This is a genomic window from Pseudoalteromonas sp. ABV4_021 (assembly GCF_056159365.1).
In genome coordinates this window covers 1-17735 of sequence record NZ_JBSWVB010000002.1, presented here as the reverse complement: position 1 = coordinate 17735, position 17735 = coordinate 1, and the positions used below count along the sequence as shown (strand labels likewise).

The following is a 17735-nucleotide window of genomic DNA, read 5'->3' as shown; positions in this document are numbered from 1 at the left end:
ACAGGGTTAGCTGTTCATTTCTGAATAACAAAAGTTACAGATGGGCTTCAAAATAACAACTTATAGTTTTTTACCACCCCATAACCTAAAGTTATGCATAGCGATTATTTCGTCACTACCAGGGGGATTTCACCTTTGTTAATATGACGTTACATCTTTCTCACAGAAACTCGTTTTATTGCATAAAATAATATACAAATATAATAAATCGATACGTTGAGCAGACTTTTGGTTTACAACGAGTCCAATTTAGCGACTTGCTAAGCATTAAATTCAGCATTAAAAGAACGAGAGCACTATGCGATTAAGACACATTGAAGTATTTCACGCCATATACACAACTGGTTCAATCACCAATGCGGCGCAGTTTCTTCATGTTTCTCAACCATCAGTGAGTAAGGTGTTGGCTCATGCCGAACAACAATTAGGTTTTGCACTATTTGAACGGGTAAAAGGACGCCTTATCCCCACTTCGCAAGCAGAAGCCTTGTTTAGCGAAGTCGACAAGGTATACAAGCAGATCCGCGGGGTTAGAAATACCGCAGAAAATATCAAGAAAAGCAGCTCTGGGCACATTAATATTGGCTTTACTCCAGCGCTTGGTTTTGATCTTATTCCTCTTGTAATTAGCGAATTTAAAAAGCGCTACCCAGGAGTACATATAAACTTGCAAACATTACATAACGAAGATGTACAACAAGCATTGATGGAACATAAACTCGATTTAGCGATTATGTTTTCCCCACCACCGATAGCCAACATCAGCGCAATTCCACTTTGTAAAAGCGAGATGGTAATGGTTGCACCCAAACCAATTTTACCGTCGCAGCAAACTAATATCGAAACCAGTGAGCTGGCAAAGCATGAACTAATCGGCATTTGGGATAGCGGACCGCTCGGTGACTTATTATGGAATCGCTTATCCGAAAATGAAGTCAGTGTGTCAAGTTCGATTCAAGTACAAACCTATTTCATTGCGTCGCGTTTAGTGGCGCAAAATATTGGCGTATGTGTGGTAGATGAATTTACTGCGCGAGGTAATTTAACAAATGATACCGACTACGCAGGATTCAAACCTAAGCTGGAATTTGATGTACAAGCGCTTCATTTAAGTGATAAACCTTTATCGGTTAACTGCCAGGCATTTATCGATATTTTACTGAAACAGGTTTAGTTAACACATTCAAAAATAACACCTATAACCTTTAGTTATAGGCCTAAAAAGGCTTGGAAATAGGCAAGGTTTGTACATTCACTTAGTGTAGCGGTATCAACATTAAGAACAACGAGACCCACTATGCTACAAGCCCCTTATTTAGTTTTCCTTGGCGATGCCACCGATCCACTTTCCATCAAAATGGCCAAAGGCGTAGCCACATGGAAGCCAGAGTTATGCGTTGGTCAATATCGTTTAGATGGCTGTTCTGAAAGTGCTAACTTACCCGATATGAGCATTGCCGAAGCTGCTGAAAAAGGAGCGAAAACCTTTGTACTAGGGTTTGCCAATTCTGGCGGAAAAATTGATGAAAGCTGGCTGCCCTATATAAAAGAAGCAATTGAAAATGGCATGGATATAGTCAGCGGCCTTCACGATAAACTCACTGATTTTCAGGAGCTTGTAGCGCTAAGTTCACAACATCACTGCAAATTAATCGACATTCGCCACCCAACTGAAAAATTCGCCACCGGTACTGGCTATAAACGCAGCGGTAAACGCCTATTGACCGTTGGTACTGACTGCTCGGTTGGCAAAATGTATACTTCGTTAGCCCTTGAGAGTGCAATGCGTGAAAACGGCATAAATGTGGATTTTCGCGCAACAGGTCAATGCGGCGTACTAATTGCGGGCAAAGGCCTTGCAATTGACTGTGTAGTGGCAGATTTTATTAGCGGTGCAGCGGAAACATTATCACCCAATAATACTGCTGAACACTGGGATATAATCGAAGGCCAAGGTTCGTTATCGCATCCCGCCTTTGCAGGAGTTAGCCTTGGATTATTGCACGGTTCACAACCAGATGCGCTGGTTATTTGTCATGCGCTTGGACGCAGTTCAATACGCGGGCTAACAGATCGCCCTTTACCTACTTTAAAGCACACAATCGAACTTAATCTTGCGGCAGCCAGTATCACTAATCCAGCGGTTAAAGTTGCTGGTATTACAATTAATACATCCTCGGTAAGTGAACAACAAGCCAATGAAATCTGCCGTAATTTAAGTCAAGAGCTGGGACTGCCCGTGGTTGATCCATTACGTCATGGCGTACAATCAATTGTGGACAATTTATAATGGCTATTTCGATATCCTTGCATCAACAATCTTGGCCCTTAGCACAGCCGTTTCGTATTTCACGCGGGGTTAAAAGCCATGCACAAACGATTATTGTGACAATTTCAGACGGCGAATTTCAAGGCTTTGGTGAAGCTGTGCCCTATGCTCGCTATGGTGAAACCTGTGCATCAGTAGCTGCACAAATCGAAGCGCTGGGCTGTGAATTTTCATCGGACGCTGCGCTCCAGCACGCAATCAGTGAGTTAAAAGCAGGTGCCGCTCGTAACGCGCTTGATTGCGCACTTTGGGACTTTAACGCGAAGTCACAATCGCAAAGTGTTAGCAAAATGCTGAAAATACCATTACGCCCCTTAACGACAGCTCAAACAATTAGTTTAGACAGTACACAAAATATGGCTATTGCGGCAAAAGCATTAGCCAATGCACCGCTCATCAAGGTCAAACTTGATGCCGATTCGGTGCTAGATAAAATGAAAGCAATTCACGTAGCAGCGCCACACAGCAAGTTTATTGTTGATGCGAATGAAGCATGGAATTTCGATTTATTAAAAGCCGTATTGCCTACGCTGAAACAGTACAATGTTGCATTGATAGAACAACCCCTGTCAGCCGATAATGATCAGGCGCTCGCTCAGTTAACGCCGTGCGTTCCAATCTGTGCCGACGAATCATGCCATACACGACACCAATTAGCAGAGCTTAAAAACCGCTATCAGGCAATCAATATTAAGCTTGATAAAACTGGCGGTCTAACCGAGGCATTAGTTTTATTAAACGAAGCAAAACAACACGGTTTTATTATTATGACCGGCTGCATGGTAGCGAGTTCGTTAGCGATGGCACCCGCCTTTCTAATTGCACAACACGCGGATTTTGTTGATTTAGACGGGCCTTTGCTCCTTAGCAGCGATATTGTATGTGGCTTTGAGTTTCATGGTACACAAATGTCTCAACCCACCCCCTTTATTTGGGGGGAAGCAAAAGCACACTCAAGCAAAATAGCGGGGCTTTAGGATGAGCAAGCGTGACTTTTATACGACATTTGCCGAAGCCAAGCACGCAGCACACACTTTTAACTTTACCAGTGCAATCGACTATCGCTATCGGCGTTGCCAATGCGATAGTCGCTTACATTCTAATCCACAGTCCTATTACAAAAATGAGTGGCAAGGCTGGCATGATTTTTTAAACACAGCCCCCGCCACAGAAAGACTTTACAAAGACTATTCCTGTGCACAACGCACTGCTTCAAACGCCAATTTTAAAAATGCCCGTGCATATAAGCTATTTTGTAAATCAATTGACGAGCGCCTGCCCAAAGTACCTGAACAGTTTTACGCAGAGCAATGGCAAGGTTGGTCGCACTTTCTAGGCATCAAAAGAAAAACCTATTACAAAGACTACAAACAAGCCCAGCAAGCTGCAAAAGCGCTCGGTATTTCAAGTTCGCTTGCTTATTTTGCAAAACGTAAAGAACATGACGAAAAGCTGCCTCCTAACCCAATTAAACAGTATGCGAACGACTGGGTATCTTGGTATGACTTTTTAGGCACTAAACGTGAAGACAATAAACTTTACAGTGAATACAGCACCGCCAAATCGGTTGCGAAACAATTTAAATTTACCTCAGCCAGTGATTATCAAAAACGCGCGAAACGTTGTGACATTCGCCTACCCTGTAAACCGCGCGAAAAGTACAAAGAAGACTGGATTGGTTGGCGTGATTTCTTAGGAATAGGCGATTGTAACCAACACGCACTACCTTCGTTTTCAACACTTAAAACTATGGTGCGCGAACAACAATTTCGTAGTATTAATGACTATGTTACCAAGCGCCATTTCATTGCAGATAACCTGCCGATTTTACCTAATGAAGTGTATGATGAGTGGCAAGGCTGGCGAGATTTTTTAGGTGCGAGTTACCGCACCAATCAGTGTTTTCCTACGCTGACTCATAATATGCGCTAGTTAGACGCAAGTAACTGACGAGCGGGTTGATTGTAACTAAGCGTTATGACATTTGACGCCAAATCATACGATGACAAGTATTTCGCAATACTCGTAAACGTGGTGGTATAAATTTTCGTACCATGATCATCGGTCGACACGCCATCCATAAATAAGTTTCCCATCGCCAATTTTACACGGTTTACTCTAATACGCTGCGGCTTAAAATACGCTTTGGTATTCGCTTTTAATTGCTGCTTATCTGTAGTTTGATAAATCGCTGAGTTAATCAGATCTAGTAAATGCTCGTTGCAATTTTGATATTTTGTTGAGTAAGGGTTTGATATAAGTGAGTAATTGCTATTGTGCAGAGTAACATTATTACCGTTAACAACGGCTGCAATTAGCCTTGTTTGTAGGTCACTGTCAGGAATAATTATACCCGCTGTAAGCTCAGGCACACCCCAAAAAAAATCCACAGGATAATCGGTCACTAAACTGCTTTTGTCTTTATCTTTTGGCTCTTGATACAAGTTATAAATAGCATACCCTTTCGCTGTGTCGCCGTTATCAAGGGCAATTTCCGAATAAATCGCTAATGCCGAATGGGTGAAATTAACGCCTTTTGGCAAATCTTTTTTCGCTTGCCCCATGCGCGCAATAATAAATGCACGCGCACCTTTTTTAGCGGCATAGTGTTCAACTTGTTTAGCAAATGCGGTGACATCCTCAACCGGAAACGTTTTCTTTTGTTGTTGCTGGCTGCCTGCAATGGCAGCCTTCGATAACAACAAGCAACTAATTAGCGCATATGTCCATTTCATAATGTTTCTCCCTTAATACTATTTAACCCGGAAATAAGTAAAAGTAGCTGCTAGAAAGTAATTTGTTATTCCGTATTCAGATTACTTAATTACTGCTTGCATTTTTTCTTCATTGCATGTGCAGGTGAACGGTCTACTGTGATGGTCACCTCGGTAATTTCAAGCGATGCATCTGGTTTTTTGCTAAGTGATTTTGCAGTGCGCATTGCTTTATCGCCCGCAGCCATACTCACCATGCCAACACTGCCAGCGGCAATTAAAGGTACCGCGACTACACCGCTAGCAACTTGTGCTGAGCCTTTTGCTGAATGGACCGTTGCTAGCGATGAATGTTTGCTCGCCTCACTAAAATTATCTGATGCTGCATTTGCGTGATACGGCATTGCTGCGAAAAGTACTGAACTGATTACAATTGATTTAATAAACTTCATGTTAATTCCTCTTGGGTGGTTCCGTTTACGTTTTTTAAATTAGGAGAAAGAATTATCTATGTAAACCAAAATGGTTGAAGTATGAAATTTAAAGACTTAAAGTATCAAAAAATAATACCAAGGATGATTATGAGCCAAATTAAAAGCGTCACCTTAACGCTTAAACAATTGCTTAAACAACATAAACTTACCTACCGCGATGTTGCAGCGCATCTAGATTTAAGTGAAGCAAATGTAAAGCGTGTTTTTGCTAGTAATAACTTTTCGCTAACGCGGCTTGAACAAATTTGCCAACTGCTCAATATTAGCCTTACTGATTTGTTTTCATTAACTGAGAAACAACAAAGCCAATTATCACAATTAAACTTAGAACAAGAACAACAGCTGGTTGATAACCCTAAACTGTTACTTGTTGCGGTATGTATTCGCGATGGCTGGCAATTTGATGAAATTATTGAGCAATACGACATAGATCAATTCGAAGCGATCCGTTTGATGGCTAAGCTAGACAAACTCAAAATTATTCAGCTCTTGCCCAATAATCATTACAAATCGCTTATCGCACAAGATTTTCGTTGGCAAAAAAATGGACCATTAGAGCGCTTTATGGAAAACGAAGTCATGACTAAGTTTATGGCTAACAAATTCGATAACATTGATGCATCTCGCTTTTATTTACGCGGCCGTTATTCACAAACTTCCATCGATTACATTAAGAAGAAACTAGAGCAGCTGACTAAAGAAGCAGCGCAACTCAATATTGAAGATGCCGATCTTGCCCTTGATAAACGCAAACACATGGGCATATTGTTTGCGATGCGCCCATGGGAGCCATCGTTATTCGAGCAGTTTAAACGCGCAAAAAGCTAACTTAGTAGCATAAATTAATACCATTAAGCGTAAAATAAGCAACTTTCAAAAGCAAAGTTTACTTATTTGTAATTATCCAGATACTTGTATGTAACTTAATTCACAAGCATGGAAAAATATTATGGATAATTTAAAACCAACCAGCGCATTTAAATTAAGCGCGATCGCAAGTTTAGTGATTGGCATGGGCGCATATTTAATTGGCTTATACAATGCAACCTTACTGTTGAACGAGAAAGGTTATTACCTAATTATTTTGCTTTACAGTTTATTTGCCGCAGTGTCGTTACAAAAAGTGGTACGTGATAAACAACAAGGTTTACCTATATCAAAGCCGTACACAATGATTTGTTGGGTATCACTGGCAATTGCTATCGCATTACTCGCAATTGGCCTGTTTAACGCCGATATGTTACTCAGTGAAAAGGGCTTTTTTGCCATGGCGTATACCTTATCACTGTTTTCAGCCATCACAGTACAAAAGAATATTCGCGATATGTTAGCGTTCAAACAGGATGAAGATGCCTCTCCATTGCCAGAAATAATTGAATAATAGCAATTAAAAAGGGAAGCGTGCTTCCCTTTTTTACATTTGTAACCACGCAATTACAACAATCACCAATAACTACAGGCTTACACTTTTCATTACTCTACACTAGCGCGAAATCTTATTATAAAGAGTAACGTCCGTGCTTATTAGAAAAACACTTATCGCATCATCGCTAATGATGGTGTGTGCAAATGCCACCGCTGGCGCTTTTCAACTCAATGAACACAGTGCATCAGGTTTAGGCCGAGCCTTCGCAGGTGACGCTGCAATTGCCGATGATGCCAGTATTGTTGCGCGTAACCCTGCAGGTATGAGCAAAATTAAAGACGCACAAATCAGTGGTGTTGTGTCATACATTGCGCCCGATGTGTCGGTATCTGGATTAAGTGCCTCAAACGGCAGTGATATCGCAAGCTTAAATGACAACAGCATCGCGCCTTCAGCTGTCATTCCAGCAGGGTATTTTGTGTTACCAATCGACGAGCATTTAACGCTTGGTGGTGGTGCATTTTCAAACTACGGTTTAAGTACCGAGCTAAATGACGATTACAACGCGGGCCAACTTGCTGGCGAAACATCACTTACCACGGTCAATTTTAACCTAAGTGCTGCATACAAGGTAACAGAGCAACTGAGCGTAGGCACAGGTTTAAATTTAGTCTATGCCGACGCAAACTTAGTTCGACACTTTGGTGAAACAGCATTTAACCTACCAAATGAGTTAGAAGCCGCGAACTTAGAAGGTGATGATATTGCATTTGGTTGGAATATCGGTGCATTGTACGAAGTAAACCATGACCACCGTTTTGGCCTAAGCTACCGCTCTCAAGTAGAGCTCGATCTAGAAGGTGATTACTCTAATCAACTACCTACCATGATCGGTGGCTTACAAGGTAAGGTATTACCAGGCGAACTTGCCATTACCTTACCTGATATTGCTGAGTTTTCGGGTTATCACGCATTAACTCCGGCATTGGCTATTCATTACAGCGTGCAATGGACCGACTGGAGTGATTTCCAAGAGTTAGCCGCTTATGTCGAAGGCAAAGAAGACGCAGTATTTAGCAAAACTGAAGATTTCAGCGATGCATATCGTGTATCGCTCGGTGCGAGTTATCAACTTACGCCGACAGTAATGATCCGTGCAGGTATCGCCAATGATGCAACACCGACTAACTCGGCGCACAAGTCAATTTCAATTCCAGATAGCGACCGAATTTGGTACAGCACCGGATTAAGCTATTCTCCTAACAAACAGCATAAAATTGATTTTGCAGTCACTTTCATTGATGGTGAGTCGGTTAGTTTTGAAGAACGTGATGATTTAGGCCAAACTTGGGGTTTTGAATCGCACGGCGACGCCAGTTTAGCTGCAGTGCAATACAGCTACACATTCTAATCGCAAAAAAGAGGCATTTGCCTCTTTTTTAATTTTTTAACTTTGTTTTATTAACTCATATCTCCACTCAGAATATAGACTGTTTTATTGTAAATAATATTAAATTCCCTAAGTTGATATCGATTCTTTAAGTGCTTTCACGTATAAAGATGAACTCGTTATAGATCACAGTTACTAGACTTTATGCTCTAAATCTGTGATGGTGATAGATGGTAGTAAAAATAATAAATGCTTATGCACACTGACATTCCTCATTCTATTCCTCGCACAAACAGCCAACTTGGTCGTTTTATCGGACGCAACTTTCTAAAGGTATTAGGTTGGCGTGTCTCTGGGGCATTCCCAGATCAGTCAAAATTTGTTGCGGCTGTGGCACCACACACATCAAACTGGGACTTTATAATCGCGATTGCCGTTAAGCTTTCGTTAGGTATCGAGATTAAGTTTCTTGGTAAACACACCATATTTTTCTGGCCGCTGGGTGTTTTACTTAAAAAGTGGGGTGGCATTGCCGTTGAACGCTCTTCTAAACATGGTTTAGTTGCACAGGTTGCCGATGTATTTCAGCAACAAGAAAAACTGATTCTAGGCATTGCGCCAGAAGGCACACGAAAACACACCGATGAATGGAAGACGGGCTTTTTACACATAGCCTATGCTGCTAATGTTCCTGTTGTGCCCATGGCACTCGATTTTCGCACCAAAGAATTTATTGTAATGCCAGCGGTTACACTAAGCGGTAATATCGAATCTGACTTAGCCCTTATCAAACAACAATATCCAAAGGCGATGGCTAAATACCCAAACAATGTATCAGGTTAAATAGTACACTGTGTTACGGGTGCAAACGCAACAAAATTGAAATAACTATGCGCTGTTAACGCTCTAAAATAATTCGGGTTGGCACTTAACTTGCTCATATTTTGTTCCACACAATACGTATGAAAGGAACTCAATTATGAATGTATACAGCGCAAGTAACCTCAGTGCGGTTAACAAACCTCAATTATTTCGGGTGACACAAGCAGATCAAACGCCTCAAGATACAGTGAACAAAAGTGTCAGTGATTCGGTGTCAATCAGTGAACAAGCCCATAAAATGAATGAAAACTGGCAAACCATTGCCTCTCAGTACGATTTACACAGTATCTATGGCGATGAAATTCGCAGCCTATCTAAAGAGTTATTTGAAGGTGGATTTATTGGCCGCGGTGAAATGATGGCAATTGGCGCCCCCACCTCAATGAATGAATTACCAAATCAAAAGCATGATTTACTCAATGATATGAAACACACCTATAAGCTAAGCACATCATTTGGCGGGCAAAGCAGTGGGTCGAATGAGGTTTATCTAAATGCCATTGATGTACTGACGCGGCTAGAACAAACACGCACCCAATAACCGGTTACTGACTTCATCTATTCGCGATGTAGTGTTCGAACTAACGCGAACAGATACAAAAATGCCGCGATTTCGCGGCTTTTAACTAACAACGGGCTGTAAAATGCCCTGTTTGAAAATGAGTAACGTACAACAGTTTAACTTACGTGCGCGACGACTCGATTGCGGCCTTGTTCTTTAGCTTGATAAAGCGCTTTATCAACACGTTTAAACATACTATCAAACGTTTCATCATCATGTTCGCCCATCACCAAGCCGATACTCACTTTTGCCAACACGTCATCTTGCTCTGTAGCAATGGCATGAGATGATTGATAGTCGCGAATTCGTTCTGCGACCTTGCTAGCCTGTTCAAAGGTCGTATGTGGCAAAATAATGGCAAATTCTTCACCACCAATACGTGCCAATACGTCTTCGTCACGTAAATTTCCTATCAGGTTTTTTGCTATTGTTTTAAGCACTTCATCACCTGCGGGGTGACCATATTTATCGTTTATGCGCTTAAAATGATCGATGTCGAGCGACATTAATGCAAATGGCTCGCCGCTGCGCACCGCTCGCTTAAATTCACGTTCGGCAACTTCAACAAAATAGCGGCGGTTATATAGTCCGGTTAAATAGTCGGTGTTAGCTTGTTTGCGAAATTGTTCTTTCAGCTCATAAAGCTCTGTCACTTCGGTAGAAAAGCCAATAAGCGAACGGCGCCCTTGTTGCTCAAAGGGTACTTTTACACTTAGGTAGTGGCGCGTATTACCACTTTCATCCGTAACGGTTTCTTCAATCGTTTGCTTTTTGCCACTGGCAAATAATTCCGAATCACTTTGGTGGAAATGTGCAGCCATTTCAGCAGGCAATATGTCTTGCTCTTTCGCACCGATAATTTGTTTTACCGGTAAGCGAAACAACGAGGCGACTTTAGCATTAACATACATAAACTCACGGGCATCATCTTTCATATAAATGTGCGCTGCGACATTGTCTAAAACAATATCAAGCAGTTGGTTTTGTTCATGTATTTTACTTGCTAATTCACGTTGCTCACTCACATCACTCGCAATACCAAATAAACCAATAACTTTTGAGTCTTCATCATAAATTGGCTTTTTTACAATACGGTAGGTGACTTCTTTATTAAAGGGCTTTACGAAGCTTGTTTCTTCTTTTTCCAGTACTTTGCCTGTTTGCATTACGGCGCGGTCATTTTCAATGATTTCTTGCGACTTAGCTAAGTTGAAAAAATGGCTATCATCCTTTCCAAGCACTTCTTCTTCGGTTAAATCAAACACATTTAAGACGGCTTGATTAGCATAAGTATATCGCCCATCTAAATCTTTACTAAAAATACAAGCACCCACGTTATCTAGCATCCTTTCTAAAATAGCGATTCGCTTCATTAATTCAGCCGTCATTGGTCACCTAATGTCAGTTTGCTTGGAATTATTTACCTGCGCGACATAATAAATCGCCACACTAGTGTGTACGGGCATGAAACAATAGCGTGTATATTACTCAAGTATATCTTACTTTACCCTTTTCTGACACTCTTAAACTTGAAAAATTAAGCAACAATACCAACTAAGTCAATCACTTATATTTAGTGAGGTTTTTTAGTAGATAAACTAGTGTAAATCTGGTGACTTTACTTACCACACGGCTTTTGATTGCATAATTATCAATAAACTAGGTACAATTTAGCGGCCTAAAAAAATAATAATAAATGCGCGTAATGTTAAAACCTTGTTTGTTTTTGCTTGTTTTATATTTGAGTGTTAGTACTGTACTTGCAAAATCGAATGCTCCGTGTACTCATTGCCCTATCGTCAACACCGTTAAAGACGCCAGCTTATTTGATGCAAATAATTATTACCGCGATAGCTACCGCACGCTCACAACTGATCACCAAAATCTCAAACACGCCATTCATAAAGATATCAATCGACAATTTCACACTCTTAAATATAAAGAGGTATGGTCGGTACTTACCTACAGCGATGAAGATCCAAATAATCGCGAAAATATCAGATTAATTTACAAAAACACCTCGATTCCAAAACAACATAATGGCACCGGTAAATTTAGCCGTAATCAAGATTACTGGAACCGAGAACATATTTGGCCCAAAAGTCATGGCTTTCCGAAGCGCTCGCAACAAGGCTATACCGATGTTCATCACATAAAACCAGCCGATGTGTCACTCAATACTCAGCGCAGTGATAATGACTTTTTTAATGGGGGTATGCCGATTAAAGAAGCCCCTTGGAATAAAAAGCACAAGTCCCTATCTTTTGAGCCACATAACGGGGTTAAAGGCGATATTGCGCGCATGATTTTTTATATGGACGTGATGTATGAAAGTGATTCACACCCTGATATGCCAGATTTACAAGTTGTAACGCATCACGATACTGCACGCAGCAAAATCGAAGACGGCGTTGGCCAGATTGGCGATTTATGCACGTTATTACAGTGGCATTTTGCCGACCCAGTTGATAGTTTTGAAATTAACAGAAATACGGTAATTTATACCTTTCAAGCAAATCGTAATCCCTTTATCGACCACCCTGAATGGGTTACGTTTTTGTATAAAGCCGATTGTGATTAAATCGTCTAATTTAGCTTTTACACAGTCTAAACAAACACGTATGTTAAATTTGCAGCACCAGTAAACATCACAGCTAAGAAAAGGAACAATTATGGATTTTACACTTTGGATAAGCCTTGTCGGAGTTTGCGCAATCGGTGCTATGTCCCCAGGGCCTAGTTTAGCTGTGGTGTTATCTCATTCTATGACTCGCGGGTTAAAACAAGGGCTGATTGCCAGCATCGCCCATGGCATGGGGGTTGGAATTTACGCAACACTTGCGGTTGTTGGATTAGCGGGTTTTATCCATGAATTTCCTATTGCCTATAAAGTTATTTTATTTTCTGGTGCCGCTTATTTAGTTTATCTCGCAGTTAATATTCTGCGACAAAAAACCAACCACTTTGAAATCGCTAATAATGCAAATACGGGGAATTTTGCTGCAGCGCAAGATGGCTTTGCCATTGCATTTTTAAACCCAAAACTCGCTATATTCTTTTTGGCGCTATTTTCACAGTTTATTGACCCAGATAGCATAACGATTAGTTCAGCGGCTATTATGTGCATTACTGTTTTAGTGGTCGACACACTATGGTATTGCTTGGTCAGCCTTATTACGAGTCATGCTAATCAAAAATTTGAATTGTTACGATACGGCAAAGCAATTAATAATATTCTTGCCATTGCATTTATTTTGTTGGCAATACGCGTTGTAGTAACCAATATTTAGCGGCTGGCGTGTATTAAGTTTCAGGCCAAATCGTTTTTAAATTAAAAAGAGATTAATGGCCGCGTTACTTTGTAGAACAACAAAGTAAAAATAGAAAGCGATAGCAATAAGCTGAATACGAAAAGATTGAGAAAAGTATATGGCGTTTAACGTAACAGTGATTGGTGCAACAGGCCTTGTTGGTAGCAAACTAGTAAAGCAATTAATTAAATGTGACCAAGTTAAGCACATAAATTTACTGGTAAGGCGAAATGTTGAGTACAACCATGCCAAAGTAACATGTCACATTATTAATTTTGACGAACTAGCGCAACATCACACATTGATAACCGGTGATATGTTATTTTCTTGTTTAGGCACAACAAAACGCCAAGCGGGTTCAATTAACGCACAACGTATCGTCGATATTGATTATCAATATACAGTAGCAAAAATTGCAGCGGAAAATGGCGTTAGTCGCTATATTTTGCTGTCTTCTAGTGGCGCTAATAGTAAAAGTGCGAGCGCGTACCTCAAAATGAAGGGCGAGCTAGAAACAAAAATAAAGGCGCTACCTTTTAAACATATTAGTGTTTTACAACCGTCATTACTTTTGGGGAATCGAGATACGTTTCGTCTTGGTGAATATTTAGCAAGTTTGATATTACCTACACTGTGTAAGTTAACTTTCTTAAAGCGCTTTAAACCGATAACCGCATCGCAAGTAGCAACAAAAATGCTCGATGTGTCACTTAATCAAGCATCACCGTTAGCGGTTTATTCACTCGACCAACTGTTTGAGTTAGATAAAGACTAATTAGGCTATTTACTACAAGTTCGTTCGAACTTTTAGATTACCAACATACCAATTTTCCTGAAATCGCATTGCGCTCAATGGCTTAAGTAGTACTGTAATCAAGCTTTTAATATTTTCCTTCCATACAAACAACTAAAAATAGCCATGCTTTTTGACTAAGAAGATGAGCTTTTTTTACATTCACATTGCCTAATTTTGATCTCAATTCTTAACATATCCAATTGATTAATGTTGGCAGTCTTAAACACATTTTTTACATCGAAAACCTTATGAAGCCGCTAATTAAATAAATTATTATTGTTTAAATTTCACCCGAAGATACATTAAACAAAAACCCATAACCTCTTGCATTATTTGAATTTTAATTTTTTCACTAGAGTTACATTTCGTCCGCAAATGTAAACCAACACAAAATATAATGTATACAATATTTACACAGCAAGCACGTTCGTGTTACATCTATTTACATAATGTATACATTATACCTTCACAACAATTCAGGATATGCAACAATGATAAAAACAAGCAATTTACTCAAGCGTTCGGCATGCGCTCTTGCCGTTTCCGGCGCTATCGCGATAAGCGCTCCCGCGTTTGCAAATGACACTTTCAATGGTACTGTGAAAGGTGTTGTGTCAAATGCGCAACAGCAAGTACTCGAAAATGCTACGGTTACACTAAAACATAAAACAAAGGGCGTAACACGAACCATCACAACTAACGAAGACGGCAGTTATACCCTCCGCAAACTGCCTATTGGTGAATACACTATGACCATTGAAAAAAATGGTTATGAACAGATCAGCGAGCAAGATCTTCTGGTGACCGTAGGTGGCTCAGTTGTATTTAACAATACCATGTATTCTGTCGGCACCGATATGGAAACCATAGAAATTACCGGTAGCAGCATTGCTCGCGTTAATATGGAATCTTCTACTGGTGGTATCGTTGCTACAAAAGCTGAACTAGAGCGTTTACCTGTGGAAGCAGGGTTTGAGGCAATCGCTTTACTGACACCAGGTGTTGTAAGTAACGGTGAATTCGGCGCATCAAGCATTGGCGGAAGTTCGTCTGCTGAAAATGCCTATTATCTAAATGGTATTAATATTACCAATATCAAAACCGGTATTGGCTCTATAGGTTTACCATGGGAAGGTGTTGCGCAAACCGAAGTTATGACAGGCGGCATTGACCCTGAATTTGGGGGTGCTTTAGGCGGAATTGTAAATGCCGTATCAAAATCAGGTAGTAATGAGTGGGAATTCGAAGCCTACGCTCGTATCGACCCAGAACTTACGCGTTCACATCACGACAATTTAATTACCATAGAAGACACAAACCTCGTAAATACAGCGCAAAGCGAAAGCACATTTACCCGTTATTCAATCTCGGCGGGCGGCGCTTTAATAGAAGATACCCTATTCTTTTATGGTGTTTATGCTCCTGAAAAGACTGATTACGAAATCGGCGAAAGTAACACGATAGATATCGGTGAAAATACATCAGATCGTTACCTTGCTACTGTTGACTGGTTTATTACTGACGATCATTCAATTACTGCCACAGCCATTGGCTTTACTAACAAAGGCAAAGGTAAAACTTACGCAAACGATTGGCAAACAGAAACCATTGGTGAGCTCCGAAGTGATTATAAGTCCCGTACAGGTGGCGATATTTATGGCTTAACATATTCAGGTATTCTCAATGACGATATGTCGATTGAAGTGGTTGCTGGTCGCACAGTAGATAAAACGTATAACTCAGCAACTAGCTCAGATCCACTCGTGTGGTCACGACTTTCAGGTAGCTGGAACAAAATCTCACAAGAGTCAGCATCATCAATTACTGAAAGTGAGTTTATTCGCGATCAATTCCGCGCAGACTTTAGCTGGACACTCGACGACCATGATATCAAGATTGGTTTTGATTACGTAAATATTGATGTTGATTACGAAAACAGCCCAAATGGTGTTGGTGATCGCGCTGGTTGGTGGGAAGTACTTTACGCGTGGGAAGGTAACCCGGTTGGACACCCTGCGGGCGAAGCATTTATTGATCAACGTGTAAGAACCGACTTCACTAATTCAGAGGTTAACTCAACCGCATTCTACATTCAAGATACGTGGATGGTTACCGATCAACTAACCTTAAACTTAGGCCTACGTTACTCAAGCGTTTACAATACGGTTTCTACGGGTGAAAAGTACGTAGATGTTGACGAGCAAATCGCTCCTCGCCTGCAAGCGATTTATGATTTAGGTGAAGGCACGTCAAAAGTTTATGCCACATTTGGACGCTACTACCAGCCAGTATCAGCAAACATGAACATCACGCAAGGTGGCCAACGCCGTGATATTCATTACTACTATGAACTAGGTGATTTAGATGCAAACGGCGAACCAATGCTACTTGCTGATGGCTCACCAAGTACAGGTGCATTTTTAGGTGAAGATGTTGTACAAACTGGTGAGATCAACACGGGTATGATTGTGAGCCAAGACCTAGAAGCCATGTATTCTGATGAAATTACAATTGGTTATCAGGGTGAATTTTTAGACGGTGATTTAGTTTATGGTGTACGCGGTATTTATCGCGACTTAAAGAAATCAATTGAAGACACCAACTACGGCCCAGTTATGCGAAAATGGTTTGCAGAAAACGGTATCGACAGCGATCCTGGTTACGCTTATATCTTGAATAACCCAGGTACTGACCTTGATATTTTCTACGATACAAATGGCGACGGTGTGACCGAGCGCATTGTTATTCCAGCAGATTACATCGCATTACCGGACCCTAAACGTAAATATGGCGCAATTGAAAATACCTTAAAAGGCAGTATTGGCAACGATTTCCATTACAATGCATCATACACTTGGTCGCACAGCTGGGGTAACACCGAAGGCCTTGTACGTACCGATAACGGTCAAGCGGATCCAGGTTGGACAACCTCTTATGACTATGCTGATTTAATGGATCATTCAAGCGGTAACCTGCCAAATGACCGTCGCCACTCATTTAAAGTAAATGGTTATTACAACATTACTGAAAATCTTGTGCTTGGCTTTAACGCGCGTGTTACTTCAGGTGTACCAATTAGCCGATTCTCACGTCACCCAGAAGGCATTGATAGCTGCGCAGCGAACTCAGTGTGGAGTGAATGTAATAGCCGTGGCTATGACCATGTATCATTCTATGATGCTGATGGTAACCCTGCTCCACGTGGCACATTTGGCGAAACAGATTGGCTAAAAGAGTTTGACTTAAGCCTAGCTTACAACATTTCAGTTGCCGGTAACCCACTTGAGTTAAAAGCAACAGCATTTAACGTGTTTAACTTCGATACGCAAACAGCTGTTGTACAAGAACATGCGCGTGACGGTGAAAACGGGCAAGAAGTGAATCCAAACTGGGGGATGACATCATCACGTTTAGGAGCACGTTACCTGCGTTTTGAAGCACGTTATTCATTCTAATTTACGTACCCTAAAAAGCCCGAAAATTATTTCGGGCTTTTTGTTTTACATAATCAGGTCAAGTAACCAAAGTTCAAGTTACGTAACAGACTCAAAATCATCGCTTAATATTAGCTGACCTTGGTTATCACAATGAATGTAATTTTCTTGCGTTAAATACTCGATTACCGTATCAACATCGCTATCTGCCACGCCAGACAGTTCTAATTCATGGCGCTTAACTGGCTTTGGGTGAGATGTCATCAACTCACTTAATACCACGCGCATAATTAATTTATTTTTACGACACATAACGATTCTCTTGCGGTTGTTTTATGTACAACCACTTTGTACCATAAAAAATCAATTTCGCACACTTTTTATTCAAAGCAAATTTTACGCAACAAAAAAACCGAGAGTGCATCTCGGGTTTTAATATTAAAATCAGTTAATTAAC

17 protein-coding genes are annotated in these 17735 nt (G+C 40.7%); 13 read left to right on the top strand and 4 right to left on the bottom strand.

Features of this window, described 5'->3' with window-relative positions; genetic code table 11:
* The first annotated feature begins 298 nt into the window (after positions 1-298).
* The 4 genes from ACXAFE_RS14400 to ACXAFE_RS14385 all read left to right on the top strand — a co-directional run bounded on the left by ACXAFE_RS14400 (position 299) and on the right by ACXAFE_RS14385 (position 4261).
* The gene (locus ACXAFE_RS14400) at positions 299-1174 is read left to right on the top strand and encodes a LysR family transcriptional regulator (RefSeq protein WP_475153663.1); all 876 of its coding nucleotides are present in this window, start codon (positions 299-301) and stop codon (positions 1172-1174) included.
* A 123-nt stretch (positions 1175-1297) separates the two neighbouring features.
* Positions 1298-2290 (top strand): N-acetyltransferase DgcN, encoded by a 993-nt coding sequence (gene dgcN / locus ACXAFE_RS14395; RefSeq protein WP_475153661.1) that lies wholly within the window; start codon positions 1298-1300, stop codon positions 2288-2290.
* Entirely contained in the window at positions 2290-3306 is a 1017-nt protein-coding gene (gene dgcA / locus ACXAFE_RS14390; protein ID WP_475153658.1) for an N-acetyl-D-Glu racemase DgcA, read from the top strand. The genes dgcN and dgcA overlap by 1 nt, the downstream gene beginning before the upstream one ends.
* A 1-nt stretch (position 3307) precedes the next feature.
* A complete protein-coding gene (locus tag ACXAFE_RS14385; protein ID WP_475153656.1) occupies positions 3308-4261 on the top strand; it encodes an integrase repeat-containing protein in 954 nt (317 codons plus the stop codon).
* On the opposite strand, the gene ACXAFE_RS14380 is transcribed toward ACXAFE_RS14385, so the two are convergent.
* Both ACXAFE_RS14380 and ACXAFE_RS14375 read right to left on the bottom strand, forming a co-directional pair.
* The gene (locus ACXAFE_RS14380; protein WP_475153652.1) at positions 4258-5064 is read right to left on the bottom strand and encodes a DUF2145 domain-containing protein; all 807 of its coding nucleotides are present in this window, start codon (positions 5062-5064) and stop codon (positions 4258-4260) included. The genes ACXAFE_RS14385 and ACXAFE_RS14380 overlap by 4 nt on opposite strands.
* Before the next feature lie 89 nt (positions 5065-5153).
* Complete coding sequence (locus ACXAFE_RS14375) at positions 5154-5495, bottom strand: hypothetical protein (protein WP_475153649.1); 342 nt, start codon at positions 5493-5495, stop codon at positions 5154-5156.
* Between the two features lie 129 nt (positions 5496-5624).
* Between ACXAFE_RS14375 and ACXAFE_RS14370 the strand changes: the two genes are divergently transcribed.
* The 5 genes from ACXAFE_RS14370 to ACXAFE_RS14350 all read left to right on the top strand — a co-directional run bounded on the left by ACXAFE_RS14370 (position 5625) and on the right by ACXAFE_RS14350 (position 9716).
* Positions 5625-6365 carry a helix-turn-helix domain-containing protein gene (locus ACXAFE_RS14370; protein WP_475153647.1) on the top strand — a complete coding sequence of 247 codons (741 nt, stop codon included), beginning with the start codon at positions 5625-5627 and terminating at the stop codon, positions 6363-6365.
* Between the two features lie 121 nt (positions 6366-6486).
* The gene (gene yiaA / locus ACXAFE_RS14365; RefSeq protein WP_475153643.1) at positions 6487-6918 is read left to right on the top strand and encodes an inner membrane protein YiaA; all 432 of its coding nucleotides are present in this window, start codon (positions 6487-6489) and stop codon (positions 6916-6918) included.
* Positions 6919-7054: 136 nt separating this feature from the next.
* Complete coding sequence (locus ACXAFE_RS14360; protein ID WP_475153640.1) at positions 7055-8314, top strand: outer membrane protein transport protein; 1260 nt, start codon at positions 7055-7057, stop codon at positions 8312-8314.
* 228 nt (positions 8315-8542) lie between these two features.
* The gene (locus ACXAFE_RS14355) at positions 8543-9136 is read left to right on the top strand and encodes a lysophospholipid acyltransferase family protein (protein ID WP_475153636.1); all 594 of its coding nucleotides are present in this window, start codon (positions 8543-8545) and stop codon (positions 9134-9136) included.
* Positions 9137-9272: 136 nt separating this feature from the next.
* Entirely contained in the window at positions 9273-9716 is a 444-nt protein-coding gene (locus ACXAFE_RS14350) for a hypothetical protein (protein ID WP_475153632.1), read from the top strand.
* Between the two features lie 137 nt (positions 9717-9853).
* On the opposite strand, the gene ACXAFE_RS14345 is transcribed toward ACXAFE_RS14350, so the two are convergent.
* Positions 9854-11125 carry a sensor domain-containing diguanylate cyclase gene (locus tag ACXAFE_RS14345; RefSeq protein WP_475153628.1) on the bottom strand — a complete coding sequence of 424 codons (1272 nt, stop codon included), beginning with the start codon at positions 11123-11125 and terminating at the stop codon, positions 9854-9856.
* A 317-nt stretch (positions 11126-11442) separates the two neighbouring features.
* On the opposite strand from ACXAFE_RS14345, the gene ACXAFE_RS14340 reads away from it, so the two are divergent.
* The 4 genes from ACXAFE_RS14340 to ACXAFE_RS14325 all read left to right on the top strand — a co-directional run bounded on the left by ACXAFE_RS14340 (position 11443) and on the right by ACXAFE_RS14325 (position 17299).
* A complete protein-coding gene (locus tag ACXAFE_RS14340) occupies positions 11443-12318 on the top strand; it encodes an endonuclease I family protein (RefSeq protein WP_475153624.1) in 876 nt (291 codons plus the stop codon).
* A gap of 91 nt (positions 12319-12409) precedes the next feature.
* Positions 12410-13027, top strand: coding sequence for a LysE family translocator (locus ACXAFE_RS14335; RefSeq protein WP_475153619.1), 618 nt, complete (start codon positions 12410-12412; stop codon positions 13025-13027).
* A 139-nt stretch (positions 13028-13166) separates the two neighbouring features.
* Positions 13167-13823 (top strand): NAD(P)H-binding protein, encoded by a 657-nt coding sequence (locus ACXAFE_RS14330; RefSeq protein ID WP_475153617.1) that lies wholly within the window; start codon positions 13167-13169, stop codon positions 13821-13823.
* Positions 13824-14335: 512 nt separating this feature from the next.
* A complete protein-coding gene (locus tag ACXAFE_RS14325) occupies positions 14336-17299 on the top strand; it encodes a TonB-dependent receptor (RefSeq protein WP_475153616.1) in 2964 nt (987 codons plus the stop codon).
* Between the two features lie 78 nt (positions 17300-17377).
* Here the strand turns inward: ACXAFE_RS14325 and ACXAFE_RS14320 are convergent, their stop codons facing one another.
* A complete protein-coding gene (locus tag ACXAFE_RS14320; protein WP_475153615.1) occupies positions 17378-17590 on the bottom strand; it encodes a hypothetical protein in 213 nt (70 codons plus the stop codon).
* Between the last annotated feature and the right edge of the window lie 145 nt (positions 17591-17735).

Bases quoted from the DNA above. Each gene is read 5' to 3' on its own strand.
- ACXAFE_RS14350 (WP_475153632.1), top strand. From the start codon at position 9,273: ATGAATGTATACAGCGCAAGTAACCTCAGTGCGGTTAACAAACCTCAA.
- ACXAFE_RS14355 (WP_475153636.1), top strand. From the start codon at position 8,543: ATGCTTATGCACACTGACATTCCTCATTCTATTCCTCGCACAAACAGC.
- ACXAFE_RS14375 (WP_475153649.1), bottom strand. From the start codon at position 5,495: ATGAAGTTTATTAAATCAATTGTAATCAGTTCAGTACTTTTCGCAGCA.
- ACXAFE_RS14330 (WP_475153617.1), top strand. From the start codon at position 13,167: ATGGCGTTTAACGTAACAGTGATTGGTGCAACAGGCCTTGTTGGTAGC.
- ACXAFE_RS14345 (WP_475153628.1), bottom strand. From the start codon at position 11,125: ATGACGGCTGAATTAATGAAGCGAATCGCTATTTTAGAAAGGATGCTA.
- ACXAFE_RS14400 (WP_475153663.1), top strand. From the start codon at position 299: ATGCGATTAAGACACATTGAAGTATTTCACGCCATATACACAACTGGT.
- dgcA (WP_475153658.1), top strand. From the start codon at position 2,290: ATGGCTATTTCGATATCCTTGCATCAACAATCTTGGCCCTTAGCACAG.
- ACXAFE_RS14370 (WP_475153647.1), top strand. From the start codon at position 5,625: ATGAGCCAAATTAAAAGCGTCACCTTAACGCTTAAACAATTGCTTAAA.
- ACXAFE_RS14380 (WP_475153652.1), bottom strand. From the start codon at position 5,064: ATGAAATGGACATATGCGCTAATTAGTTGCTTGTTGTTATCGAAGGCT.
- dgcN (WP_475153661.1), top strand. From the start codon at position 1,298: ATGCTACAAGCCCCTTATTTAGTTTTCCTTGGCGATGCCACCGATCCA.
- ACXAFE_RS14320 (WP_475153615.1), bottom strand. From the start codon at position 17,590: ATGTGTCGTAAAAATAAATTAATTATGCGCGTGGTATTAAGTGAGTTG.
- ACXAFE_RS14340 (WP_475153624.1), top strand. From the start codon at position 11,443: ATGTTAAAACCTTGTTTGTTTTTGCTTGTTTTATATTTGAGTGTTAGT.
- ACXAFE_RS14335 (WP_475153619.1), top strand. From the start codon at position 12,410: ATGGATTTTACACTTTGGATAAGCCTTGTCGGAGTTTGCGCAATCGGT.
- yiaA (WP_475153643.1), top strand. From the start codon at position 6,487: ATGGATAATTTAAAACCAACCAGCGCATTTAAATTAAGCGCGATCGCA.
- ACXAFE_RS14325 (WP_475153616.1), top strand. From the start codon at position 14,336: ATGATAAAAACAAGCAATTTACTCAAGCGTTCGGCATGCGCTCTTGCC.
- ACXAFE_RS14385 (WP_475153656.1), top strand. From the start codon at position 3,308: ATGAGCAAGCGTGACTTTTATACGACATTTGCCGAAGCCAAGCACGCA.